Origin of the sequence: Rubrivivax sp. JA1055 (assembly GCF_020966565.1) — a bacterium.
In the GTDB taxonomy this organism is placed as follows: Bacteria; Pseudomonadota; Gammaproteobacteria; order Burkholderiales; family Burkholderiaceae_C; genus Rubrivivax; species Rubrivivax benzoatilyticus.
Genome location: NZ_JAJKFP010000006.1, coordinates 930,330 through 952,381, shown reverse-complemented (window position 1 = coordinate 952,381; position 22,052 = coordinate 930,330). Strand labels below are relative to the sequence as shown.

Here is a 22,052-nt window from a genome sequence, read left to right as displayed (position 1 = left end):
AATCGACGCTTGACCCACCGACAGGAGCCTTGCCGCATGCCCACGTCCCGCCGTGCTCCGGCCGCCGACGCCAATGCCCAGCCCGGACCGAGGACGCTGAAGAAGTACCCCAACCGGCGCCTCTACGACACGCGCAGCAGCAGCTACATCACGCTGGCCGACGTCAAGCGCATGGTGATGGGCGGCGAGGACTTCGAGGTGCGCGACGCCAAGACCGGCGACGACCTGACGCGCAGCATCCTGCTGCAGATCATCCTCGAGGAAGAGTCGGGCGGCGTGCCGATGTTCAGCACCGAGATGCTGGCGCAGATCATCCGCTTCTACGGCAGCGCGATGCAGGGGCCGATGGGCGCGATGCTCGAGCAGAACCTGAAGGCCTTCGTCGAGCTGCAGCAACAGTTCGTCGGCGGCAAGCCGCCGGTGTTCCCGAACCTGATGACGAGCTACCTCGACCAGTCGCGCGCCGTCTTCGAGGCGATGCAGGACCAGATGGCGGTGTTCGGGCGCTTCCCGCCGGGAAAGCGCTGAGGCCGGACATGTGACGCCGGAAGGCGTCGCAGGCCTGCCGAACTTTCACGGCCGAGGCCCCGGCGGATTTGGGAAAATCCGCCGATGTAAGAAACCGTTCCGACCGTCGCCTTCGCCTCGCTGGGCTGCCCCAAGGCGCTGACCGACTCCGAGCTGATCCTCACCCAGCTCGCCGCCGAGGGCTACCGCACCTCGAAGTCCTTCGCCGGCGCCGACCTCGTCATCGTCAACACCTGCGGCTTCATCGACGACGCCGTCAAGGAGAGCCTGGACACGATCGGCGAGGCGCTGGCCGAGAACGGCCGCGTCATCGTCACCGGCTGCCTCGGTGCGCGCGCCGGCGACGACGGCGGCAACATGGTGCAGCAGGTGCACCCCAAGGTGCTGGCCGTCACCGGCCCGCATGCGACGCAGGAGGTGATGGACGCGGTGCACCGCCACGTGCCCAAGCCGCACGACCCCTTCGTTGACCTCGTGCCCGAGGTGCGCGCCGAGTTCCGCGGCGAAGCCGGCATCAAGCTGACGCCGCGCCACTATGCGTACCTGAAGATCAGCGAAGGCTGCAACCACCGCTGCAGCTTCTGCATCATCCCGACGATGCGCGGCGACCTGGTCTCGCGCCCGGTCGGCGAGGTGCTGGGCGAGGCCAAGGCGCTGTTCGAGAACGGCGTCAAGGAACTGCTCGTCGTCAGCCAGGACACCGGCGCCTACGGCGTCGACGTCCAGTACCGCACCGGCTTCTGGGACGGCCGCCCGGTGAAGACACGCTTCGCGGACCTCTGCGAGCAACTGGCCAAGCTGGCCGAGGCGCACGGCGCCTGGGTGCGGCTGCACTACGTCTATCCGTACCCGCACGTCGACGACGTGCTGCCGCTGATGGCCGAAGGGCGCATCCTGCCGTACCTGGACGTGCCGTTCCAGCACGCGCACCCGGATGTGCTGAAGCGCATGAAGCGCCCGGCCAGCGGCGAGCGCAACCTCGAGCGCCTGGCGCGCTGGCGCGAGCTGTGCCCCGAGCTCGTCGTGCGTTCGACCTTCATCGCCGGTTTCCCCGGCGAGACCGAAGCCGAGTTCCAGACGCTGCTGGACTTCGTCGCCGAAGCGCAGATCGACCGCGCCGGCTGCTTCGCCTACTCGCCGGTGGCCGGCGCCCCGGCCAACGAGCTGCCGGGTGCGCTGCCCGACGCGGTGCGCGAGGAACGCCGCGCGCGCTTCATGGAGGTCGCCGAGGCGGTGTCGGTGGCGAAGCTGCAGCGCCGCGTCGGCCAGACGATGCAGGTGCTGGTCGACCACGCGCCGGCGCTGGGCCGCAAGGGCGGTGTCGGGCGGAGTTATGCCGACGCGCCCGAGATCGACGGCACCGTGCGCCTGCTGCCGCCGCAGAAGGCTTCGCGCACGCTGAAGGTCGGCGAGTTCGTGCGCGCGCGCATCGTCGCCGCCGAAGGCCATGACCTGATCGCGATGGCAGTCTGACCCCCCCGAAGCGCCTTCGGCGCTCCCCCCAGGGGGCGCCGCCAGTGGTCCGGCAGAGCCGGCCCACGGCGGCAGCTTGATGCGCCTGAGCCATGCGGCCGGTGTCTGCGTCGACTCCAAGGGACGACAATTCGCCAAGCACCGTCAACCCGACATGACCACCAAGCTGATCCACCATCCGTACCGTCCGCCGGCCGGCTTCGACGCGCCGCAGGTCGGCGTGCACAAGGCTTCGACGGTGCTGTTCCCGGACGTCGCGGCGATGCGTGCACGCGACTGGCGCCACCGCAACGGCTACACCTACGGCCTGCACGGCACGCCGACGACCTTCACGCTGGAAGAACGCATCGCGACGCTGGAAGGCGGCACGCACTGCGTGCTGGTGCCCAGCGGGCTGGCGGCGATCGCGCTGGTGAACATGGCGCTGCTGAAGACCGGCGACGAGCTGCTGCTGCCCGACAACGTCTACGGCCCGAGCCGTGAACTGGCGCGGCGGGAAATGGCCGCCTGGGGCATCACGCACAAGCTCTACGACCCGATGGACCCGGCCTCGCTGGCCGCGGCGATCGGTCCGGCGACGAAACTCGTCTGGCTGGAGGCGCCGGGCTCGGTGACGATGGAGTTCCCGGACCTGCCGGCGCTGGTCGCCGTCTGCCGCGAGCGTGGCGTGACGACGGCGCTGGACAACACCTGGGGCGCCGGCCTCGCGTTCTGCGGTTTCGACCTCGGCATCGACGTCGTCATGCAGGCGCTGACCAAGTACCCCTCGGGCGGTGGCGACGTGCTGATGGGCTCGGTCGTCACGCGCGACGCCGAGCTGGCCGACCGCATCCACATGACGCACGGCCGGCTGGGCTACGGCGTCGGCGCCAACGACGCCGAGGCGATGCTGCGTTCGCTGCCCTCGCTGTCGCTGCGTTATCACGCCGCCGACGCCGCCGGGCGCGAGCTTGCCGCCTGGTGCGCGACGCGGCCCGAGTTCACGCGTGTGCTGCACCCGGCGCTGGCCGGCGCGCCGGGCCACGAGCACTGGAAGAGCAGCTGCCGCGCCGCGGCCGGGCTGTTCTCGGTCGTCGTCGCACCGCGCTTCACCAGCGCCCAGGTCGACCGTTTCGTCGACGCGCTGCAGCTGTTCGGCATCGGCTACTCGTGGGCCGGGCCGATGAGCCTGGTCGTGCCCTACGACCTGAAGCAGATGCGCGCCAGGCCGGCCTACGACGGCACCGTGGTGCGCTTCTCGATCGGCCTCGAAGAGGTGGCCGACCTGAAGGCCGATCTGGAGAAGGCGATCGCTATGCTGGGCTGAGCGGCCCGCTGCCGCCGAAGGCCGGGGTCAGGTCTCGAAGGCCGGGGTCAGGTCTCGCAAGACCTGACCCCGTCTTGCGGTGGCTCGCCCCTTCGGCTGGCGCGGACCGTCCACCGGACGGCACACGTCCCGCCTCAGTCCTTCGCCGGCCCCGACACCTTGCGCCGCATCAGCCGGCCCTTCTCGCGTTCCCAGTCGCGCTTCTTCTCGGTGTCGCGCTTGTCGTGCTGGGCCTTGCCCTTGGCCAGCGCGATCTCGGCCTTCACCCGCCCGCCCTTGTAGTGCAGGTTCAGCGGCACGAGGGTGAAGCCCTTCTGCTCGACCTTGCCGACGAGACGACGGATCTCGTCCTTCTTCATCAGCAGCTTCTTCGTGCGGTCGGGCTCGGGCAGCACGTGCGTGGACGCCGAACGCAGCGCGTTGATGCGGCAGCCGATGAGGAACAGCTCGCCGTCGCGGATCAGCACGTAGCCGTCGGTGAGCTGCACCTGGCCGGCGCGGATGGCCTTGATCTCCCAGCCCGACAGCACGATGCCGGCTTCGTACTGCTCCTCGATGTGGTACTCGAATCGGGCGCGGCGGTTTTCTGCAATGTTGGCCATGGAGTCGTCGTGAAGGGGTGGCCCCCTACAATCGAAGCATTGTATGAAGCACGTGAAGAAGTCGGTCCTGCTGTGGTACTCCCCGAGGGAGATGTACGACCTGGTGACGGACGTCGCCCATTACCCGCAGTTCCTGCCCTGGTGTGACCGCGCCGACGTGCTCGAGACGCACGACGACGGCGTCACCGCGCGCCTGGGCATGCACTACATGGGGGTGAAGCACGCCTTCACCACCCGCAACGAGAACACGCCGCCCGAGTGCGTGCTGATGAAGCTCGTCGACGGGCCGTTCTCGCTGCTCGAAGGCACCTGGCAGTTCCTCCCGCTCGGCCGGCCGGGCAGCGAGACCCAGGCCTGCAAGGTCGAGCTCGACCTGCGCTACGCCTTCGCCGGCAAGACGCTGGAGGCGGTGGTCAGCCCGGTCTTCGACCGCGTCGCCAACACGCTGGTCGACTGCTTCGTCAAACGCGCCGAATCGGTCTACGGCGCACGCTGAGCGCGCCCGGTTCGTGATGCGCGTCGAAGTCGTCTACTGCCCGGCGCCGCACGCCGTCGACCGCGTCGAGCTGGAACTCGCCGACGGCGCGACGCTGGCCGAGGCGCTGCACGCCAGCGGCCTGGCCGAACGCCACGGCCTCGTGGCCGAGACGCTGGACGCCGGCATCTGGGGCCGCGTGCAGCCGCCGCAGACCGTGCTGCGCGACGGCGACCGTGTCGAGCTGTACCGGCCGCTGACGGTGGACCCGAAGGAAGCGCGCCGGCTGCGTTACCGCGGCACGCGCTGACGCCGCGTCATTCGCAGTCCGAGGCGATGATGCCCTCGGCGCGCCGCGACTCCTCGGCGCGGCCCTTGTCGTCGAGGATCTCGCGTTCGCCCTTCTCGTTGAGCCGCGCGATGCGCTGGCCGCTCTGCAGCCCGGCGAGCTGGGCCTTGGCGCGGCGGCAGTTCTCGGCGCGCGCCTGAGCGACGCGCTCCTGCTCGGCCTTGAGCTTGGCCTGCTGCTCCTGCTCGGCGGCGCGGCGGCGCTGCTCGAGCACCGGGTCGACCCGGGGCGCGGCCGGTGCCGATGCGGCACTGGCGGCCGCCGGCGGCGGCAGCGGGCGGCGGGCGTTCGACGGGCGCTGGACGATGTCCTTGTCGGCCACCTCGCGCGGCGGCGGCAGGTCGCTGGCGGTGATCTGGCCGTTGCGGTCACGCCAGATCCACTGCGCCTGCGCGCTGCTCGCCAGGGCGAGCAGGCAGGCGGCAACGGCCAGCGGCAGCAGCGGGGACGGACGGGCGATCGGCATCGGGGCAGTGTAGTGCGCCCGGCGGCGCGTGCATTTGACGCAAGCGCGACTCCGGCGGAGGGTGTCGACTCCTACCTATAATCCGCTTTTGCGTCTGGAGCTCCCCTCAGCATGCGCCTACTCGGCAAAGCGCTCACCTTCGACGACGTGTTGTTGGTGCCGGCGTACTCCCAGGTGTTGCCCCGCGACACCAGCCTCAAGACCCGTCTCTCCCGCAACATCGCCCTGAACCTGCCGCTCGTCTCGGCAGCGATGGACACGGTGACCGAAGCGCGCCTGGCGATCGCCATCGCGCAGGAGGGCGGGATCGGCATCGTCCACAAGAACCTCACGCCCCGACAGCAGGCGGCCGAGGTCGCGCGCGTCAAGCGTTACGAGTCGGGCGTGCTGCGCGACCCGATCACGGTGACGCCCGAGACCACGGTGCGCGAGGTGCGCGAGCTCTCGCGCCAGCACGGCTTCTCCGGCTTCCCGGTGCTCGAGGGCCCGAAGGTCGTCGGCATCGTCACCAACCGCGACCTGCGCTTCGAGACCCGTCTGGACGCCCCGGTGCGCGAGGTCATGACGCCGCGCGAGCGCCTGGTCTGGGTCGGCGAGGAAGCCTCGCTGGACGAGGCCAAGGCGCTGATGCACCGCCACAAGCTCGAGCGCGTGCTCGTCGTCAACGAGGCCTTCGAGCTGCGCGGCCTGATGACGGTGAAGGACATCACCAAGCAGACCGACTTCCCGAACGCCGCGCGCGACAGCCACGGCAAGCTGCGCGTCGGCGCCGCCGTCGGCGTCGGCGAGGGCACCGAGGAGCGGGTCGAACTGCTGGTCAAGGCCGGCGTCGACGCGCTCGTCGTCGACACCGCGCACGGCCACAGCGCCGGCGTCATCGAGCGCGTGCGCTGGGTGAAGAAGAACTTCCCGCAGGTCGACGTCATCGGCGGCAACATCGCCACCGGCGCTGCCGCGCTGGCGCTGGTCGAGGCCGGCGCCGACGCCGTCAAGGTCGGCATCGGCCCGGGCTCGATCTGCACGACGCGCATCATCGCCGGCGTCGGCGTGCCGCAGATCACCGCGATCGACAACGTCGCCACCGCGCTGCGCGGCAGCGGCGTGCCGCTGATCGCCGACGGCGGCATCCGCTACTCGGGCGATATCGCCAAGGCCATCGCCGCCGGCGCCAGCACGGTGATGATGGGCGGCATGTTCGCCGGCACCGAGGAAGCGCCGGGCGAGGTCATCCTCTACCAGGGCCGCAGCTACAAGAGCTACCGCGGCATGGGCTCGATCGGGGCGATGAAGGCCGGTTCGGCCGACCGCTACTTCCAGGAGAACGACGAGTCCGCGAACCCCAACGCCGACAAGCTCGTGCCCGAGGGCATCGAGGGCCGCGTGCCGTACAAGGGCTCGATGCTGTCCATCGTCTACCAGATGGCCGGCGGCCTGCGCGCCTCGATGGGCTACTGCGGCTGCGCGACGGTCGAGGAGATGGCCAGCCGGGCCGAGTTCGTCGAGATCACCGCCGCCGGCATTCGTGAGAGCCACGTGCACGACGTGCAGATCACGAAGGAAGCGCCGAACTACCGCATGGAATGAGCGGTCCCGAGACGTCCCCCGCGCCGGTGCACCCCGGCGGCCGGCCGGCAGCGATGCGTTTCATCATGCTGGTCGTGCTCATCGACATGCTGGCGGTGGGCGTCATCTCGCCGGTGCTGCCGGCGCTGGTCGGTGTCTTCACCACCAGCCCGGCGGAGCAGACCTACTGGTACGGCGTCGTCGCGTTCTCGTACGCGGTGGCGTGTTTCATCGGCGCGCCGATCCTCGGCGCGCTGTCCGACCGCTACGGCCGCCGCCCGGTGCTGCTGCTGGGCTTCTGCGGCCTGGCGTTCAACTTCTTCGTCACCGCGCTGTCGACGTCGATCTGGATGCTGGTCGCGTCGCGCATCGTCGGCGGCGCGATGCAGGCCAACGCCGCGGTGGCCAACGCCTACGTCGCCGACATCACGCCGCCGCAGGAGCGTGCCAAGCGCTTCGGCATGCTCGGCGCGATGTTCGGCATCGGCTTCATCCTGGGGCCGGTGATCGGCGGCCTGCTCGGCGGCATCGACCCGCACCTGCCGTTCTTCGTCGCCGGCTCGCTGGCGCTGATCAACCTGGCTTACGGCTACTTCGTGCTGCCGGAATCGCTGCCGCTTGACAAGCGCCGGCCCTTCCATTGGAAGCGCGCCAACCCGCTGTCGGCGCTGAAGGAGCTGGCGCAGCTCAAGGGTGTCGGCCTGCTCGTCGTCGTGCTCGCCTGCGCCGCGCTGGCGCAGTTCTCGCTGTACACGACCTGGGTGCTCTACACGACCTTCAAGTTCGGCTGGGGCCCGACGCAGAACGGCTGGTCGCTGTTCGCGATCGGCGTCGTCTCGGCGATCGTGCAGGGCGGGCTGCTGGGCCGGCTGCTGAAGCACTTCGGTGCGCCGCGGCTGGCGGTGCTGGGGCTGCTGTCGTCGACGCTGGCCTTCGTCGCCTTCGGCCTCGTCACCGAGGGCTGGATGATGTACGTCGTCATCGCCGCCAACATCCTCGGCAACACGATCACCGCGGCGCTGCAGGGCCTGGTGTCGGGCGCGGCGCAGCACGACAACCAGGGCCAGACGATGGGCTCGGTGAGCTCGCTCAACAGCCTGATGGCGGTGGTGGCGCCGACGCTGGCGGCACCGCTGCTGGGCCTGGTGTCGCACCTGCCGCAGGGCGACTGGCGCATCGGCACGCCGATGTTCTTCTCGGCGGTGCTGCAGGCCCTGGCGCTGGCCTTCGCGATCGCCCATTTCCGCAAACAGCGCCGAGCGCGGCTGGCCACCCACGCCGCGTGACCGATTCACGCCTGCCTCGCCGCCCCGTCATGCCAGACGCGGTGCGCGCGGCGGGCCTTCTTCGCTTCAGAGCCCGACGATGCACGACAAGATCCTCATCCTCGACTTCGGTTCGCAGGTCACCCAGCTGATCGCACGTCGCGTGCGCGAGGCGCACGTCTACTGCGAGATCCACCCGAACGACGTCTCCGACGCCTTCGTGCGCGAGTTCGCGCCGAAGGCGATCATCCTGTCGGGCAGCCACGCCAGCACCTACGAGGCCGAGGACCTGCGCGCGCCGCAGGCGGTGTGGGACCTGGGCGTGCCGGTGCTGGGCATCTGCTACGGCATGCAGACGATGGCCGCGCAGCTCGGCGGCGCGGTCGAAGGCGGCAAGACGCGCGAGTTCGGCTACGCCGAGGTGCGCGCCCACGGCCACACCCGGCTGCTCGACGGCATCCAGGACTTCGCCACGGCCGAAGGCCACGGCATGCTGAAGGTCTGGATGAGCCACGGCGACAAGGTCACCGCGCTGCCGCCGGGCTTCAAGCTGATGGCCAGCACGCCGAGCTGCCCGATCGCCGGCATGGCCGACGAGGCGCGCGGCTACTACGCCGTGCAGTTCCACCCCGAGGTCACGCACACCGTGCAGGGCCGCGCGCTGCTCGAACGTTTCGTGCTGCAGATCGCCGGCGCCAAGCCCGACTGGGTGATGCGCGACCACGTCGAGGAGGCGGTGGCGCGCATCCGCGAGCAGGTCGGTGACGAGGAGGTCATCCTCGGCCTGTCCGGCGGTGTCGACTCCAGCGTCGCCGCGGCGCTGATCCACCGCGCCATCGGCGAGCAGCTGACCTGCGTCTTCGTCGACCACGGCCTGCTGCGCCTGAACGAAGGCGACATGGTGATGGACATGTTCGCCGGCAAGCTGCACGCGCGCGTGATCCGCGTCGATGCCAGCGAGCTGTTCCTCGGCGAACTGGCCGGCGTCTCCGACCCCGAGGCCAAGCGCAAGATCATCGGCCGCCTGTTCGTCGACGTCTTCAAGGCCGAGGCCGCCAAGCTGAAGGCCGGCACCGAGGGCCACAAGGGCGCGACCTTCCTCGCCCAGGGCACGATCTACCCCGACGTCATCGAGTCGGGCGGCGCCAAGACCAAGAAGGCGACGACGATCAAGAGCCACCACAACGTCGGTGGCCTGCCCGAGCAGCTGGGCCTGAAGCTGCTGGAGCCGCTGCGCGACCTGTTCAAGGACGAGGTGCGCGAGCTCGGCGTGGCGCTGGGCCTGCCGCACGACATGGTCTACCGCCACCCGTTCCCGGGCCCGGGCCTGGGTGTGCGCATCCTCGGCGAGGTGAAGAAGGAGTACGCCGACCTGCTGCGCCGCGCCGACGCGATCTTCATCGAGGAGCTGCGCAACTTCCGCGACGAAGCCAGCGGCAAGACCTGGTACGACCTGACCAGCCAGGCCTTCACCGTCTTCCTGCCGGTCAAGAGCGTCGGCGTGATGGGCGACGGTCGCACCTACGACTACGTCGTCGCACTGCGCGCCGTGCAGACCAGCGACTTCATGACGGCCGACTGGGCCGAGCTGCCGTACGCGCTGCTGAAGAAGGTCTCCGGCCGCATCATCAACGAGGTCCGCGGCATCAACCGCGTCACCTACGACGTCAGCAGCAAGCCCCCCGCGACGATCGAATGGGAATGACGCGGACGTGAAGACGTGCCTGCGCACGTCTTCACGCCTCGTCATTGCCCTAGCGCTTGCAAGCGCTAGGGCCGGGATGCGTGGTCAACCGAATTCGCGCCTGCGCGCGTCCTGTCGCCTCGTGACTGCCTTCGGGCCTGCAAGCCCGAAGGCCGGGGTGCGCGGCCAGAGCCTTGCGTGCCTGCGCACGTCTTCACGCCTCGTCATTGCCCTAGCGCTTGCAAGCGCTAGGGCCGGGATGCGTGGTCAACCGACTTCGCGCCTGCGCGCGTCCTGTCGCCTCGTGACTGCCTTCGGGCCTGCAAGCCCGAAGGCTGGGGTGCGCGGCCAGAGCCTTGCGTGCCTGCGCACGTCTTCCTGCCTCATCACGGCCCGCGCGCCTGCAAGCGCGCGGGACGTGAGCCGGGAGGATCCGCAGGCGTTCCCGGACGTGTGCGGGGCTGACCGCCGCACCTCACTGGCGAGGACTCGGCTTGCCCGGGCGCTCGCCGCTGGCGGGCGCATCAAGGCGGTCGAGGCGCCGGGACGCCGCGCGGCGTCGCCGCTGGGCTGGCGCGTCGCGCCTCGACCGGGGTGGGCTTGGCGCGCGCTCAGAACCCGGCTTCGCGCACCCAGGCTTCGGACACGCGCCGCCATGCGCGTCCGGCGAGGCTGGCCGGCTCGTCGCCCACCGTCGTGGCCACCGCCAGGCCGGCACTTGCGTGCGGAGTTCCATCGCTTGCGGGGCAGAGAAACAGCCGGGTGCCGGAAGGTTCTGGAAAATCAGAATTTCAAGAACGAGAACATCGGCTAAACCTGAACGTTGAACCGGCATTCGGCCGCAGACTTCGGGCTTCGTTGGCGTCACCCGGCTCGCGTTGCAGGACGAGAGCCCTTCGGAACGCCATCTTTTGGAGAAGCACCGGATGCCCAACACTCGACCCGCCAATGCCGTCCGAACGGACTTCGCCACGGACTCCCGGGTTCGGTCCGGTCCGCCCGGCTCGGCGAAGCTGCTGAATGGCGGCGTCCGCGTCTTCCGGCGGCCACCGGCCGTGTCGGCCGGCGGGGCGCGCCGGCTCGCGCTGCACGCCGCCCCGGACGTCGATCGCAAGGAGGGTGAGCACACCGGCCTCGGCGATCTGCCGCGCCACGATTGAGATCGTCTGCCGCAGCCTGTCTCTGCCGGCCGGCCGTCCTGGCCCGGAGAACTGCGGCAGGCCCGCTGTTCGACGTCACCCTCCGCTGGGTCTCAAGGTATCCAACCATGGAAAAAGTGCTCTCGGCCGTCGGCTCGCTGCTCTACGGCATGCGGTTCACCATGCTGTTCTTCTACGCCGGCCTGGTCACCATCATCCTGGGCGTCCTGGGCAAGTTCTTGCTCGAGACCTACAAGCTCATGAGCACCTTGCTGTTCGGAGAGCTCGAGAAGATCGACCTGATCATCAAGGTGCTCGAACTGGTGGACATGACGATGGTGGCGCAGCTGGTTTGGGTGGTGGCGCTCGCCGGCGTGTCGCTGTTCGTGACCACGGGGCACTTCGACACCAAGGACATGAAGAAGCCCGACTGGCTGGACCACGTCAACACGTACAACCTCAAGCTGAAGCTCGCGTTCGCCATCATCTCGATATCCGGCGTGCATGCCTTGAAGACGTACCTGAGTGGCGATCTGAGCCTGGAGAACATCCAGGTCGTGACGATGGTGGCGGTCATCCACTTCATGTTCGTGCTTTCCGCCATCGGCATTTCGTTCGCAGAGCGGTTGACCCGGGATACACCCTGACAACACCTGGCTCCATGGTCGGTTGGGTTCGTTTTTTCCTGAGTTGAAGCTCCTGAATCGTTGCTTCTTTCGAAGTTTCGGCGGGCGCACATTCCTCTCTGCCATCACTCCCGGAGTCACCCGCCGTGAAGCTCTTCCTGCCTCTCGTCGCCCTCGTGCCGGGCCGGCGCAGTCTCGGTCGGGACGATTGAGTCCGGAAGCCCGATCGACAACCCGGACAGGACCATCTCAACGGAGACTTGCCGTGCGCAGCTACCCCCACAACAGCCCCGAAGCCGCGGCGCGCATCGTCGCGCTGGTGCTCATCTCCGACGGCCACGTGTGCAGTTCCGAGTTCGACATCCTCAAGCGCTTGGGCGCGGAGAGCGAACTCGGGCTGGAGCCCCAGCTCCTGCCGCACATCGTTCACACCTTGTGCGAAGAACTGCTGGCGGGCGGGTACGAGACGGGGTCGCTGATGGGCAACGTCGACGACAGCGCCTTGGCGTCGTTGATGGCCGAGATTTCGGACCCGGTGCTGCAGAGGACGGTGCTGCGCCTGTCCCTGGCCGCGGCGCGGGCCGACGGCCACCTGGCCGACGGGGAGTCCATGGTGGTCGAGGCCGCGCGCCGCCATTGGAAGCTGCTCGATGGGGAGGGGCCGGGCTCCTCGAACCCGGCCCAGCGCGAAGCGGCCTGATCCGGTCCGATCAGCACGGGTTCAAGAGCGAGCTGCGGCCAGCACCTGCATCACCAGGGGGTGGTGCTGGCCGCGGCGCGAGCGGATGGCGTGGATCTCCTCCTTCACGCCGTCGCTGCGGCCCAGCGGGCGAAGACCGCGCAGCAGGCCGACGTCGTCCGCACCGAGCCGGCTGACCGGGAACACGCCCAGGCCGCGAGCGGCGAAGACCGCCAGCAGCGCGCTGTCCTCGAACTCGCCGACGATGCGCGGCCGCAGGCCCTGCGTCTCGAACCAGTGGTCCAGCATCGTGCGCAGCGCCGAATGCCCCGTCGGCAGGAGCACGGGCAGGTCGTTGAGGCTGTGCGGAAAGCGCTCGCGCTCGGTCCTGCCGACCAGCTTCGCCGGCCCGTACCACTCGACGGTCGAATCGACGAGCTTCTCGCTGGTCAGGCGCAGGTTCGGGTTGCGCGGTGCCGCCTGCCCGGCGAACACCACATCCAGGTGATGGAGCGCCAGTTCGCCGAGCAGCTGCTCGATCTCGCCTTCGTGGCATACGAGCCGAAGGTTGGCGGTGCCCAGCACGGGCTCGAGCAGCGCATGGGCGGCCAGCTTCGAGATCCCGTCGGACAGCCCCACCGTCAGCCGGGCCACCTTGCCGCTGGCCGCCTCTCGCACCTCGTCGGGAATGCCCTGGCCCAGCTGGAAGATCTCCTCGGCGCGGGCGAAGGCGGCCTGGCCGGCTTCAGTGAGCGCCACACCGCGGCCCGCAGGCTTCAGCAGCTGATGGCCGAGGGCCTTCTCCAGTTCGCGCACCTGCGCGCTGATCGTCTGCACGGCCATGTCCAGCCGCTCGGCGGCCCGGGCAAAGCCGCCTTCCTTGGTGACGACCCAGAAGTAGTGCAGATGGCGGTAGTTCAGCATGCGACCTCCGATTCCGGAAAACCGAAATATAGGTTCGCTTCGTTCTGGTTTGTTCGAACTTGGAGCATCCCCACACTTCCGCCGTCCGATCACTCCAACGTCCGCCCGCCATGTTCCACGTTCTCAGTTGGTTTGCCGTCGCCTCGCTGCTGGCGCTGTGGTCCCTGGCGGCCTGGGCGTTGCACGCCGTCGCCGTCTGGTCCGTCTCCAACGCGGGGGAGCTCTCCGGTGTTGCCTCGGGCGTCGGCACCATCGCCTTGCCGCACTGGCTGGCCGCGTGGCTGCCGTCGCAGACGGTGCAGGCGCTGACCCAGATGCTGGCGGGGCTCGGGCCGCTGGTCGACAGCCTGCTGCAGGCTGCGCCTGCCCTGGCGGGCGGGCTGACCGTCTTGGCCTGGGTGACCTGGGCCTTCGGCGGCGTTCTCCTGCTGCTGCTGGGCGCCGGGCTGCACCTGCTCATCACGCTCTGGCAGCGCCGCAGCCGCGGCGGCAACGGCCCGAGCGGCGGGCCTTCGCTGGTGTCGCGCTGATCGCGCAGGCGCCACGCTCGCCTCGGCAGTTTCCACTCGAATCAATCCGCCATGGACGTCCTGCTTCCTTTCGTCACCGCCGACTTCATGGGCAAGCCCGCGTGGGTCTGGCTCGCCTTCGTCGGCATCGTCATCGCGCTGCTGGCGTTCGATCTCGGCGTCCTGCACAAGGACGACCACGAGATCGGCGTGCGCGAGAGCCTGCTGCTGTCCGCCGGCTACATCGGCGTGGCGCTGCTCTTCGGCGCCTGGGTCTGGTGGTACCTGGGTGCGCAGAGCGGGATGGACTACTACACCGGCTTCATGATCGAGAAGTCGCTGTCGATGGACAACGTCTTCGTCATCGCGCTGATCTTCACCTTCTTCGCCATCCCGCGGCAGTACCAGCACCGGGTGCTGTTCTGGGGCATCCTGGGCGTGATCGTGCTGCGCGCGATCATGATCGGCCTGGGGGCGACGCTGGTCAGCCAGTTCAGCTGGGTGCTGTACCTGTTCGGCGCCTTCCTGATCTTCACCGGCATCAAGATGTGGGTCATCGCCGACCACATGCCGGACATCGCGAACAACCCGCTGCTGAAGTTCCTGAAGCGGCACATGCGCGTGACCGACGGGCTGCGTGGCAACGCCTTCTGGGTGCGCGAGACCGACCCCGCGACGGGCCGGCTGGAACGTTTCGCGACGCCCCTGTTCCTGGCCCTGGTGCTGGTGGAGTTCGTCGACCTGATCTTCGCGGTCGACTCGGTGCCGGCGATCTTCGCCATCACCACCGACCCCTTCATCGTCTACACCAGCAACATCTTCGCCATCCTGGGCCTGCGGGCGCTGTACTTCGCGCTGGCGGCGATGATCCACCGCTTCAAGTACCTGAAGTACGCGCTGGCCCTGGTGCTGGTCTTCATCGGCAGCAAGATCTTCCTGGTGGGCATCGTCGGCAAGGTCCCGGCGGTGATCTCGCTGAGCGTGACCTTCGGCCTGATCGCCGGCGGCGTGCTGGTGTCGCTGTGGAAGACCCGCGGGCAGCCCGCGGTCGCCGAGTCCGCATGACGCCGCCGATCGTGCAGCGGCTGCGCGATGCCGCCGCCGCCCTCCAGGACGAGCGTGTGTCGATGCGCACGATGGCGCAGGTCCACGGGCCTGACGCCCACGGCACGCTGCTGCTTCTGCTGGCCATGCCCTGTCTGCTGCCGGTGCCCGGTGTCGGCACGGTGCTCGGCGTGGGGATGGCGGCGCTGGCGGTCGCCATGTGGCGGGGCCACGGTGCGCCGTGTCTGCCGCCACGGGTGGCCGAGCTCGAACTGCCGCTTCGTTGGGCCCGGCGGGTGCTGGTCGGGCTGGCGTCGGCCTATGCCGTGGCGGGCCGTTGTGCCAGGACCCGATGGAGCCACCTGGCGCTCGCCGGCCGGCGATCGGCGACGGCGCTCGCCGTCGGCTCGATGGCCGCCATCGTCGTGATGCCGATTCCGTTCGGCAACCTGCTGCCGGCCGTCGCGCTGATGTTCATCGGCCTGGGGCTGGTGTTTCGCGACGGGGTTGCCGTGATCCTGGGGCTGCTGATGTCGGGGGTGGCCCTCGTGGTCACGACCGGCCTGCTGCTGATGGCCTGGGCCTGGGGCGGCGAATGGATCCTGGGCTGGGTTCTGTCTGGACGGGAGTGAAACCGGGCAGCCCTGCGGAGCCTGGGCGCGGCAGGGCCGGCCCGTCTTCAGCCCTCGCGCCCCGCCGTCGCCGGGACCTGCGCTGCCGTCGGCGCCGCCTGCGGCGCCGCCCAGACGCTGGGCGCCGGCCCGTGGTGCACGCGCCGCGCCGTGGCGCGCGCCATCCAGGCCAGCAGCGCCGCCCCGGCGGCGGCCGTCAGGTCGACCGCCAGCGCCGCGCCCGAGGCCGGCGCCCAGGGGCCGAGCCCGGGCGCCAGCGCGCCGAGCAGCGAACTGGCCGGGATCGCCGCCGTCAGCACGACGGCCGCCCACAGCAGCTGCACCGAGCCGCGTGCGCTGCCGCGCCAGAAGGCCCAGCCGATCGCGGCGAAGAACACCGCGTAGTAGGTCCAGCGGTGGCCGGCGCCGACGTCGTCGACCAGCCCCGGCAGCCACTTGGCCGCGGCGATCGTCGCCGAGATCCCGCAGACGCTGCCCAGGCAGACGCCGATCGTCGCCGCGGCCATCCAGCGCGTGCGCCGCGGCGGCTCGGCGCCGCGTTTGCGTCGGCTCTCGATCCACAGCAGGTTGCCGCTGTAGAACAGCCAGGCGCCGGCCAGGCCGAGCACGAAGTACAGCCATTTCACCGGGTCGCCGGCGAACGAGGCCATGTGCAGCGCGAAGATGCTGCTGATGACGGTGTTGGGCGCCGACTGCTGGCCGGGCAGGGCCTCGCGCCCGACGATGCGCGCGCTGTACGGGTCGACGACGACGAAGCCGCCATGCGCGCGCGGTGCCACCGCGCTCTCGTCCTGGCCCCAGACGCGCACCGCGGCGCGGGCCCCGGTGGGCTGCTGGTACTGCATCGCCGTCGGCACGAAGCCCGGCGCGACCTGCGCGACCGCTGCCAGCAGCTCGGCCGGCGGGCGCATCGCCGCCGCGTCGCGCGGGGCGGCGCCGTCGGCGGCCGGCGCGCGCTGGAAGGCGGTGGCGAGCCGGCCTTCGTGCAGCAGCCGGTCCTGCAGCGCGTAGAGGCCGTCGTGGAAGGCGAAGACCACCGCCGTCAGCGCCATCACGACGTGAAACGGCAGGCTGACGATGCCGACGACGTTGTGCGCGTCCAGCCACATGCGCTTCAGGTTGGGGCCGACGCGCAGCGCGAAGAAGTCCTTGACCAGCGACGGCAGCAGCACGATGACGCCGGACACCAGCGCCAGCGCGTACAGCGCCGACACCACGCCCATCACCCAGCGGTTGGGGTCGTTGTCCACCGGCAGGCCGACGACGCGGTGCAGCACGTCGATGAACTGGCCCAGCTGCGTCGGCGCGGCCGGCTGGGTGACGGCCCGGCCCTCGGCGTCCAGCGTGGCGACGAAGTGGCGCAGGTGGCGGTGGTCGTGGTCGTCGGCCTCGGCGTCGCGCACCGTCCAGCTCAGCCGGCCGGGCACGTTCTCGGTGTCGCGCAGATGCAGCGTGAAGCCGCGTGCGGCGGCCGGCTCGGCCTGCAGCGTGCGCAGGATCAGCTCCTGCGCACGCTCCAGCGGCACCGCCGCCTGCTGCGCCGGCGGGCTCGCCCAGCGTGCCAGCGGCTCCTTGAAGACGGTGAGGGCGCCGGCATAGAAGGCGATGAACAGCGCCATGCCGGAGACGATGCCGGTCCAGGTGTGGACCGACTTGTAGATGCGCAGGACTTCGGCTCGCATGGCGGGATCAGGCAAGGAACTGGCGCAGCAGCGCCCAGGCACCGAAGACGGCGAGGTTGGCCAGGGCCAGGCCGCGCCAGGCGCGCCAGCCGTCGGCGAAGAAGTAGCAGCCCGACAGCGTGCCCAGCCAGATCGGCGCCACCATCCACATCGCGAGCTGGGCGCGCACCGGCAGCGGCAGCGCCGCGGCCAGCACGTCGAAGATGGCGCTGCAGCCCAGCGCCAGCGTCAGCCCGAGCAGGCTGCCGGCCAGCGTCTTGGCCAGCCAGTCGCGGCGCATCGTGTCAGCGCGGGCCATCGCCGGGGCTCCGGTAGGCGGCCCGCAGCGCGCCCAGGTAGGGCGGCAGCGTCAGGCTCAGCATCAAGGCGGTGGCGAAGCAGAAGGCCGCGGCCAGCGGCTGCAGGGCCTGGCCCATCGCCGCCAGCGCCAGGCACCACAGCGCCGCCGCGGCGGCGCGTGCCGGGCCTGCCGGCCAGGGCCGCCGGCGCCATTGCTGGTGCGGCGAGGCCAGGTACAGGCAGGCGCTGCCGGCCAGCGTGGCGGCCAGTCCCGCGAGCGTGAAACTCATGAAGCGTCCTCCTGGCGTGCGCCGGAGGCCGGCGCCGCGGGTTGGTCGAGAAAGAACTGCAGGCCGCGCGACAGCGCCGGCAGCCACACCCAGCCGTGGTTCTCGCCGTCGAACTCGTGGAAGGCGAAGCGCCCCTGCCAGGCCGGCAGCGCCTGCAGCCGCGTGGCCAGCGCCCGCGCTTCCCCGACCATCGAACGTTCGGCCAGCAGCGCCAGCCGCTCGGGCGACAGCCGGCCCGGCGGCGGCGTGTCCTCCAGCGCGCCGACGCTGAGCTGCAGCCGCGGCACGGCCGCCGGCGGCTGTTGCAGCCCGTCGAGCACACGCCGGCCGTTCCACCAGATCGACGGGCTCGACGCGACGAAGGTCGTGAAGCTCGCCGGCCGCGTGAACGCCGCGTGCAGCACCAGCAGGCCGCCGAAGGAGTGGCCGAACAGCGCCTGGCGCTGCGTGTCGACCGGGTGGCGGGCGGCGATGCGCGGCTTCAGCTCGCGTTCGACGAAGTCGAGGAAGCGCTCGGCGCCGCCTTCGCGGCCGGCGGCGCCGGGCTCGGCCACGCCGACGGTGTAGTCGCGCCGGCGCGCCGCGACGTCGAAGTCGGCGTCGCCGGGGTAGCCGATGCCGACGACGAGCAGCGGCGCCTGCCCGGTGACCTCGCGCCGCGAGGCCACCGAACGCGCCAGGAAGGCGGCCACCGGGAACGCGGCGTTGCCGTCGAGCACGTAGAGCACCGGATAGCCCGCGGCCGGCGCCGGCGCGTCGGGCTCGGAGACGAAGATGCGGTAGCGCGGCCCGCTGCCCTCGGCCGCCATGTCGAACTGGCGTGCGCCGGGCAGTTGCACCGGCATGTCGGCCGCCGGCGCGGCGCCGGCGGCCAGCGCCAGCGCCAGGCCGGCGAGCGCGCGCCTCGGGGTCGTCGCGTGCACGGCGCTCAGAAGTCCACCGTCACCGAGGCCGCGACGCTGCGCTTGGCGCCCAGCGTGGCGATCGGCGTGCTGTCGCTGAAGCTGCCGGCGTAATAGTGACGGTCGAACAGGTTGTTGACGCCCAGGCGCCACTGCGTCGGCCGCCCCATCAGCTCGGTGGCGTAGCGCGCGCCGACGTCGATCTGGCTCCAGCCGGGGATGCGCTGGGTGTTGGCCTGGTCCAGGTACTGCTCGCCGGTGGCCGTGAGGCGCGTGCTGAGCGTCAGGCCCTGCAGCCAGGGCGTGTCCCATTCGGCGCCGAGGTTGCCTTGCCAGCGCGGCGTGCCCACGGCGTCGTGGCCGTCGTTCTGGCCGAAGGCGGTCCGGGTCAGCTTGCCCTGGTTGTAGCTGATGCCGCCGAGCACACGCACACCGGCCATCGGCTCGCCGAAGGTGCTCCATTCGACGCCGCGCACGCGCTTCTCGCCGTCGTCGCTGTAGGTCGGCGCCAAGGGATCGCCGGTGGTCACCAGCACCGGCTTGCCGATCTCGAACAGGCTCACGGTGTTGGTGAAGCGGCCCGTCGTCCACTTCACGCCGAGCTCCTTCTGCTCGGTCTTGTACGGCGCGAAGACCAGTTCCTTGCCGCCGTTCAGCGCGGCGCTGACGGTGTCGCCCTTGCTCAGCCCCTGCACGTAGTTGGCGTACAGCGAGACGTCCTGGCCCCAGGGCTTGGCGACGACGGCGACGGCCGGCGTCAGCGCGCTCTTGTCATAGTGCGCGGTCACCGCGCCGGCGGGGTTGAAGCTGCGGGTCTCCACGCCCTGGTGGCGAGCGCCCAGCGTCAGCCGCAGGCGGTCGTCCAGGAAGGACAGGGTGTCGACCAGCGCCAGGCTGTCCAGCGTCGTCTCGCCGGTCTTGGGCGCCGTGCCCGGCACGGCCACCATCGTCGGCGTGACCGGGCGATAGATGTTGGAGCTGAAGCTGGCCATGTTGACCGCCGAGCCGTCCTCCTGATCCAGCCGCGTGGCGTGCAGCACCAGCTCGTGGCGGACGCCGGCCGTGGCGAAGCGTCCGCGCAGCCCGGCCTCGGCGGAGACGGTGTCGCTGTAGCCGCGCTGGCCGACCATGCGGCCGCTGTAGTCGCCGTTGGCGGCGATCTGGCGCGCGTGCGTGCCGTTGATGAAGCCGGCGTAGTCGTGCTCGCGCCGGCCGACGCCGGCGAAGGCATCGAGCTGCTCGTGGATCGTGTACTCGGCGCGTGCGATGACGGCCTGGCTCTTCAGCTCGCCCCAGCCGTTGCGGAACTGGTTGGTGCTCGGGTCCGGCGCGCCGGGGATGTCGGTCGTCGCGAACCAGTACATCGCCGGCGTGCCGCCGTCGAACTTCTCGGTGCTGGTGTAGGCGTCCAGCGTGGCCGTCAGCGCCTCGCCGCGGAAGTCCAGCGCAGCCGACAGGAACTCGCGCTTCTTGCTCTGCTCGTCCAGCGTCGTGTCGCCGTCGGCGTAGGCGGTGTTGACGCGCAGGCCCCACTGCTTGTGCTCGCCGAAGCGCCGGCCCAGGTCGAGCGCGAGTTCGGCCTGCGAGTCGGACTGCAGGCCGAAGCTCGCACGCGTCAGCGGCTCGTCGCCGGCGCGTTTGGGCACCAGGTTGACGACACCGCCGACGCCGCCGCCCGGCGGCATCCCGCTGAACAGCGCGCTCGGGCCCTTCAGCAGCTCGACGCGTTCCAGGGACTCCACCGGCGAGTGGCCGACCGGCGCCAGGCCGTACATCCCCTCGATCGCCAGGTCGCCGGCGTTGACGTCGAAGCCGCGCACGCGGAAGTTCTCGTAGGCGTGGCCGGCCGAGGTCGTGAAACGTGTCGCCGGGTCGTTGCCCAGCACCTCGGCCACGGTGCGCGCCTGCTGCTGCGCGATCAGCTCGGCGGTGTAGGCGATGGTGCTGAACGGCGTGTCCATGACCGACAGGTTGCCCAGCGCGCCGACGCGCGCACCGCGCGCGACCTGGCCGCCGGCATGCGGCGCCGGCAGGTCGCCGGCCAGCGCGCCGGCGCTGGCCTTCACCGCCGGCAGCGCCGACTCGCGCACCGCGTCGGCCGGCTTGACGACTACACGCCTGCCGTCGATGTCGGCCGCCAGGCCGCTGCCGGCCAGCAGACGCTGCAGCGCCTGTTCCGGCGTCAGCCGGCCCGAAACCGCGGGCGCCGTCCGTCCGGCGACGGCATCGGCCGGGAAGCTGAGTTGCAGGTCGGCCCGGCGGGCCAGTTCGTTGAGCGCCTGGCCCAGCGGCTGGGCGGGCAGCTCCAGCGCCAGCGGCGCGGCCGCGGTGGCGCCGGTCTGGGCGTGCACGGGCACGGAGGTCGCCAGGTTCAGGACGACGGCGGCGGCCGCCAGGGCCAGGGGGGCAGGGGTGAATCGCGCTCGGCGCATCGGAGAGTCCTCTTGCGGTGTCTTCTGGGCCGGGCGCCGGATGGCCGCCCCGCTCCTGCCGATGCAGACGCACGGCCGCCGCGAACCCTCACGTCACGAATGAGAATATTTCGCGTTACCTCGCGTGACCTGATCGGAGCGGCCGTGCCGGATGCGCGACGAGCTCCAGCACGCCGTCGTGCGGCCGCAGCCGCACCGGCAGCAGCTCGGGCAGCGTCTCGGCGAAGCGCCGGGCGTCGCCGACACGCCAGCTGCCGCCGACCGGCAGCGCGCCGACCGCCGGGTCGCGCACGACGACGCCGGTGGGCCCGTAGCGCTCGAACTCGGCCAGCGCCTGGGCCAGCGGCACGCCGTCGAAGGCGATGCGGCCTTCGCGCCAGGCGGCCGCGTCGGCGCTGCTCAGCGGCCGCGCCGGGCCGGGCCTGCCGTCGCCGCCGGAGCTCAGCCGCTGTCCGGCGTGCAGCTCGACCACCGCGTCCGGCGCGGCGCCGGCCTGCGGCGTCACGCGCACCCGGCCTTCCTCGACCTCGACCACCGTCAGCCCGGCGTCCAGCCCCGCACGCGTGTGGCGCACCGTGAAGCGCGTGCCGGTGACGACGACGTCCAGCGTGCCGGCCCGCACGTGGAACGGGCGCCGCGCGTCGGCGTGCACGGCGAAGGCCGCGCGGCCCTCGTGCAGCCGCAGTTCGCGCCGGTCGCGGTACAGGCGCACGTCGAGCCGGGTCGCGCTGTCCAGGCGCACCCGGCTGCCGTCGGTCGCGGCGTCGGGCAGCGTGACGGTGAGCTGCTCGCCGCGCTGCGTGGCGTAGTGCTGCTCGAAGCGGGGCTGCCGCGACCAGCGGTCCCAGGCCGTCCAGCCGACGCCCAGCGTGGCCAGCGCCAGCGCCGCGCCCAGCATCCGCTGCAGCCGCCGCGCCGGGCGCGGCGGCACGGCTGGCGGCGGGCCACCCGGCGAGACGTGCACGATTCCGGCACGCAGCCGTGCGACCTCGTCGGCCGGCAGCGCGGCCACGTGCTCGAAGGTCGTCTCGAGTTCGGCCAGGGCCTGTGCGTGGCGCGGGTCGGCGTCCAGCCAGGCCTGCAGCGCGCGGCGGCCGTCGCCGTCCAGGCCGCTGCGCCGGCGCACGGCCCAGCGCGCCGCGGCGTCGTCGTGGGGCGCGGGCGGCGGGGCGTCGGGCGGTGGCGGCATCGGGCAGTCCTCGT

Annotated in this window: 23 protein-coding genes; 14 read left to right on the top strand and 9 right to left on the bottom strand. The window is 71.0% G+C overall.

Features of this window, described 5'->3' with window-relative positions; genetic code table 11:
• Window positions 1–36: 36 nt before the first annotated feature.
• From phaR to LOC65_RS13820, 3 genes are all read left to right on the top strand, one after another.
• Complete coding sequence (gene phaR, locus LOC65_RS13830) at window positions 37–528, top strand: polyhydroxyalkanoate synthesis repressor PhaR (RefSeq protein WP_230247889.1); 492 nt, start codon at window positions 37–39, stop codon at window positions 526–528.
• Between the two features lie 120 nt (window positions 529–648).
• The gene (rimO, locus tag LOC65_RS13825) at window positions 649–2,001 is read left to right on the top strand and encodes a 30S ribosomal protein S12 methylthiotransferase RimO (protein ID WP_230248297.1); all 1,353 of its coding nucleotides are present in this window, start codon (window positions 649–651) and stop codon (window positions 1,999–2,001) included.
• A gap of 154 nt (window positions 2,002–2,155) precedes the next feature.
• Window positions 2,156–3,307, top strand: a complete 1,152-nt coding sequence (locus tag LOC65_RS13820) for a PLP-dependent transferase (RefSeq protein ID WP_230247888.1) — start codon at window positions 2,156–2,158, stop codon at window positions 3,305–3,307.
• A gap of 134 nt (window positions 3,308–3,441) precedes the next feature.
• Here the strand turns inward: LOC65_RS13820 and smpB are convergent, their stop codons facing one another.
• Window positions 3,442–3,909, bottom strand: a complete 468-nt coding sequence (gene smpB / locus LOC65_RS13815) for an SsrA-binding protein SmpB (RefSeq protein WP_230247887.1) — start codon at window positions 3,907–3,909, stop codon at window positions 3,442–3,444.
• Between the two features lie 43 nt (window positions 3,910–3,952).
• Between smpB and LOC65_RS13810 the strand changes: the two genes are divergently transcribed.
• Both LOC65_RS13810 and LOC65_RS13805 read left to right on the top strand, forming a co-directional pair.
• On the top strand, window positions 3,953–4,405 hold the full coding sequence (locus LOC65_RS13810) for a type II toxin-antitoxin system RatA family toxin (protein WP_009858152.1): 453 nt from the start codon (window positions 3,953–3,955) through the stop codon (window positions 4,403–4,405).
• Between the two features lie 16 nt (window positions 4,406–4,421).
• Window positions 4,422–4,694, top strand: coding sequence for an RnfH family protein (locus LOC65_RS13805; protein ID WP_009858151.1), 273 nt, complete (start codon window positions 4,422–4,424; stop codon window positions 4,692–4,694).
• A gap of 7 nt (window positions 4,695–4,701) precedes the next feature.
• Here the strand turns inward: LOC65_RS13805 and LOC65_RS13800 are convergent, their stop codons facing one another.
• Window positions 4,702–5,199, bottom strand: coding sequence for a DUF4124 domain-containing protein (locus LOC65_RS13800; protein ID WP_230247886.1), 498 nt, complete (start codon window positions 5,197–5,199; stop codon window positions 4,702–4,704).
• 111 nt (window positions 5,200–5,310) lie between these two features.
• On the opposite strand from LOC65_RS13800, the gene guaB reads away from it, so the two are divergent.
• From guaB to LOC65_RS13770, 6 genes are all read left to right on the top strand, one after another.
• Window positions 5,311–6,783: an IMP dehydrogenase gene (guaB, locus tag LOC65_RS13795; protein ID WP_009858149.1), complete on the top strand. Its 1,473-nt coding sequence runs from the start codon at window positions 5,311–5,313 to the stop codon at window positions 6,781–6,783.
• A 65-nt stretch (window positions 6,784–6,848) separates the two neighbouring features.
• A complete protein-coding gene (locus LOC65_RS13790; protein ID WP_230247885.1) occupies window positions 6,849–8,048 on the top strand; it encodes an MFS transporter in 1,200 nt (399 codons plus the stop codon).
• Between the two features lie 79 nt (window positions 8,049–8,127).
• Complete coding sequence (gene guaA, locus LOC65_RS13785) at window positions 8,128–9,732, top strand: glutamine-hydrolyzing GMP synthase (protein ID WP_009858147.1); 1,605 nt, start codon at window positions 8,128–8,130, stop codon at window positions 9,730–9,732.
• 905 nt (window positions 9,733–10,637) lie between these two features.
• Window positions 10,638–10,871 carry a hypothetical protein gene (locus LOC65_RS13780; RefSeq protein ID WP_230247884.1) on the top strand — a complete coding sequence of 78 codons (234 nt, stop codon included), beginning with the start codon at window positions 10,638–10,640 and terminating at the stop codon, window positions 10,869–10,871.
• A gap of 107 nt (window positions 10,872–10,978) precedes the next feature.
• Complete coding sequence (locus tag LOC65_RS13775; RefSeq protein ID WP_164962185.1) at window positions 10,979–11,497, top strand: YqhA family protein; 519 nt, start codon at window positions 10,979–10,981, stop codon at window positions 11,495–11,497.
• A gap of 244 nt (window positions 11,498–11,741) precedes the next feature.
• On the top strand, window positions 11,742–12,176 hold the full coding sequence (locus LOC65_RS13770; protein ID WP_230247883.1) for a TerB family tellurite resistance protein: 435 nt from the start codon (window positions 11,742–11,744) through the stop codon (window positions 12,174–12,176).
• 21 nt (window positions 12,177–12,197) lie between these two features.
• Here LOC65_RS13770 and LOC65_RS13765 read toward each other — a convergent pair whose 3' ends face one another.
• Window positions 12,198–13,079, bottom strand: a complete 882-nt coding sequence (locus LOC65_RS13765; protein WP_009858143.1) for a LysR family transcriptional regulator — start codon at window positions 13,077–13,079, stop codon at window positions 12,198–12,200.
• A 110-nt stretch (window positions 13,080–13,189) separates the two neighbouring features.
• Here LOC65_RS13765 and LOC65_RS13760 point away from each other — a divergent pair, with 110 nt between their 5' ends.
• The 3 genes from LOC65_RS13760 to LOC65_RS13750 are packed head-to-tail and all read left to right on the top strand — an operon-like array spanning window position 13,190 to window position 15,264.
• Window positions 13,190–13,609 (top strand): hypothetical protein, encoded by a 420-nt coding sequence (locus LOC65_RS13760; protein ID WP_164962187.1) that lies wholly within the window; start codon window positions 13,190–13,192, stop codon window positions 13,607–13,609.
• A gap of 51 nt (window positions 13,610–13,660) precedes the next feature.
• A complete protein-coding gene (locus LOC65_RS13755) occupies window positions 13,661–14,653 on the top strand; it encodes a TerC family protein (RefSeq protein ID WP_164962188.1) in 993 nt (330 codons plus the stop codon).
• A complete protein-coding gene (locus tag LOC65_RS13750) occupies window positions 14,650–15,264 on the top strand; it encodes an exopolysaccharide biosynthesis protein (RefSeq protein ID WP_230247882.1) in 615 nt (204 codons plus the stop codon). The genes LOC65_RS13755 and LOC65_RS13750 overlap by 4 nt, the downstream gene beginning before the upstream one ends.
• 47 nt (window positions 15,265–15,311) lie before the next feature.
• On the opposite strand, the gene LOC65_RS13745 is transcribed toward LOC65_RS13750, so the two are convergent.
• The 6 genes from LOC65_RS13745 to LOC65_RS13720 all read right to left on the bottom strand — a co-directional run bounded on the left by LOC65_RS13745 (window position 15,312) and on the right by LOC65_RS13720 (window position 22,038).
• Complete coding sequence (locus LOC65_RS13745) at window positions 15,312–16,946, bottom strand: PepSY domain-containing protein (RefSeq protein ID WP_230247881.1); 1,635 nt, start codon at window positions 16,944–16,946, stop codon at window positions 15,312–15,314.
• 7 nt (window positions 16,947–16,953) lie between these two features.
• Window positions 16,954–17,244 (bottom strand): hypothetical protein, encoded by a 291-nt coding sequence (locus tag LOC65_RS13740; protein ID WP_009858139.1) that lies wholly within the window; start codon window positions 17,242–17,244, stop codon window positions 16,954–16,956.
• Window positions 17,231–17,515: a hypothetical protein gene (locus LOC65_RS13735; protein WP_009858138.1), complete on the bottom strand. Its 285-nt coding sequence runs from the start codon at window positions 17,513–17,515 to the stop codon at window positions 17,231–17,233. Before LOC65_RS13735 ends, LOC65_RS13740 begins: the two co-directional genes overlap by 14 nt.
• The gene (locus LOC65_RS13730) at window positions 17,512–18,438 is read right to left on the bottom strand and encodes an alpha/beta hydrolase (RefSeq protein ID WP_230247880.1); all 927 of its coding nucleotides are present in this window, start codon (window positions 18,436–18,438) and stop codon (window positions 17,512–17,514) included. Before LOC65_RS13730 ends, LOC65_RS13735 begins: the two co-directional genes overlap by 4 nt.
• 5 nt (window positions 18,439–18,443) lie before the next feature.
• On the bottom strand, window positions 18,444–20,849 hold the full coding sequence (locus LOC65_RS13725) for a TonB-dependent receptor (protein WP_230247879.1): 2,406 nt from the start codon (window positions 20,847–20,849) through the stop codon (window positions 18,444–18,446).
• Window positions 20,850–20,964: 115 nt separating this feature from the next.
• On the bottom strand, window positions 20,965–22,038 hold the full coding sequence (locus tag LOC65_RS13720) for a FecR family protein (protein ID WP_230247878.1): 1,074 nt from the start codon (window positions 22,036–22,038) through the stop codon (window positions 20,965–20,967).
• Between the last annotated feature and the right edge of the window lie 14 nt (window positions 22,039–22,052).

Excerpts from the sequence above, each read along its gene's own strand:
- phaR (WP_230247889.1), top strand. The coding sequence starts at position 37 with ATGCCCACGTCCCGCCGTGCTCCGGCCGCCGACGCCAATGCCCAGCCC.
- LOC65_RS13820 (WP_230247888.1), top strand. The coding sequence starts at position 2,156 with ATGACCACCAAGCTGATCCACCATCCGTACCGTCCGCCGGCCGGCTTC.
- smpB (WP_230247887.1), bottom strand. The coding sequence starts at position 3,909 with ATGGCCAACATTGCAGAAAACCGCCGCGCCCGATTCGAGTACCACATC.
- LOC65_RS13810 (WP_009858152.1), top strand. The coding sequence starts at position 3,953 with ATGAAGCACGTGAAGAAGTCGGTCCTGCTGTGGTACTCCCCGAGGGAG.
- LOC65_RS13805 (WP_009858151.1), top strand. The coding sequence starts at position 4,422 with ATGCGCGTCGAAGTCGTCTACTGCCCGGCGCCGCACGCCGTCGACCGC.
- LOC65_RS13800 (WP_230247886.1), bottom strand. The coding sequence starts at position 5,199 with ATGCCGATCGCCCGTCCGTCCCCGCTGCTGCCGCTGGCCGTTGCCGCC.
- guaB (WP_009858149.1), top strand. The coding sequence starts at position 5,311 with ATGCGCCTACTCGGCAAAGCGCTCACCTTCGACGACGTGTTGTTGGTG.
- LOC65_RS13790 (WP_230247885.1), top strand. The coding sequence starts at position 6,849 with ATGCTGGTCGTGCTCATCGACATGCTGGCGGTGGGCGTCATCTCGCCG.
- guaA (WP_009858147.1), top strand. The coding sequence starts at position 8,128 with ATGCACGACAAGATCCTCATCCTCGACTTCGGTTCGCAGGTCACCCAG.
- LOC65_RS13780 (WP_230247884.1), top strand. The coding sequence starts at position 10,638 with ATGCCCAACACTCGACCCGCCAATGCCGTCCGAACGGACTTCGCCACG.
- LOC65_RS13775 (WP_164962185.1), top strand. The coding sequence starts at position 10,979 with ATGGAAAAAGTGCTCTCGGCCGTCGGCTCGCTGCTCTACGGCATGCGG.
- LOC65_RS13765 (WP_009858143.1), bottom strand. The coding sequence starts at position 13,079 with ATGCTGAACTACCGCCATCTGCACTACTTCTGGGTCGTCACCAAGGAA.
- LOC65_RS13760 (WP_164962187.1), top strand. The coding sequence starts at position 13,190 with ATGTTCCACGTTCTCAGTTGGTTTGCCGTCGCCTCGCTGCTGGCGCTG.
- LOC65_RS13755 (WP_164962188.1), top strand. The coding sequence starts at position 13,661 with ATGGACGTCCTGCTTCCTTTCGTCACCGCCGACTTCATGGGCAAGCCC.
- LOC65_RS13750 (WP_230247882.1), top strand. The coding sequence starts at position 14,650 with ATGACGCCGCCGATCGTGCAGCGGCTGCGCGATGCCGCCGCCGCCCTC.
- LOC65_RS13745 (WP_230247881.1), bottom strand. The coding sequence starts at position 16,946 with ATGCGAGCCGAAGTCCTGCGCATCTACAAGTCGGTCCACACCTGGACC.
- LOC65_RS13740 (WP_009858139.1), bottom strand. The coding sequence starts at position 17,244 with ATGGCCCGCGCTGACACGATGCGCCGCGACTGGCTGGCCAAGACGCTG.
- LOC65_RS13735 (WP_009858138.1), bottom strand. The coding sequence starts at position 17,515 with ATGAGTTTCACGCTCGCGGGACTGGCCGCCACGCTGGCCGGCAGCGCC.
- LOC65_RS13725 (WP_230247879.1), bottom strand. The coding sequence starts at position 20,849 with ATGCGCCGAGCGCGATTCACCCCTGCCCCCCTGGCCCTGGCGGCCGCC.
- LOC65_RS13720 (WP_230247878.1), bottom strand. The coding sequence starts at position 22,038 with ATGCCGCCACCGCCCGACGCCCCGCCGCCCGCGCCCCACGACGACGCC.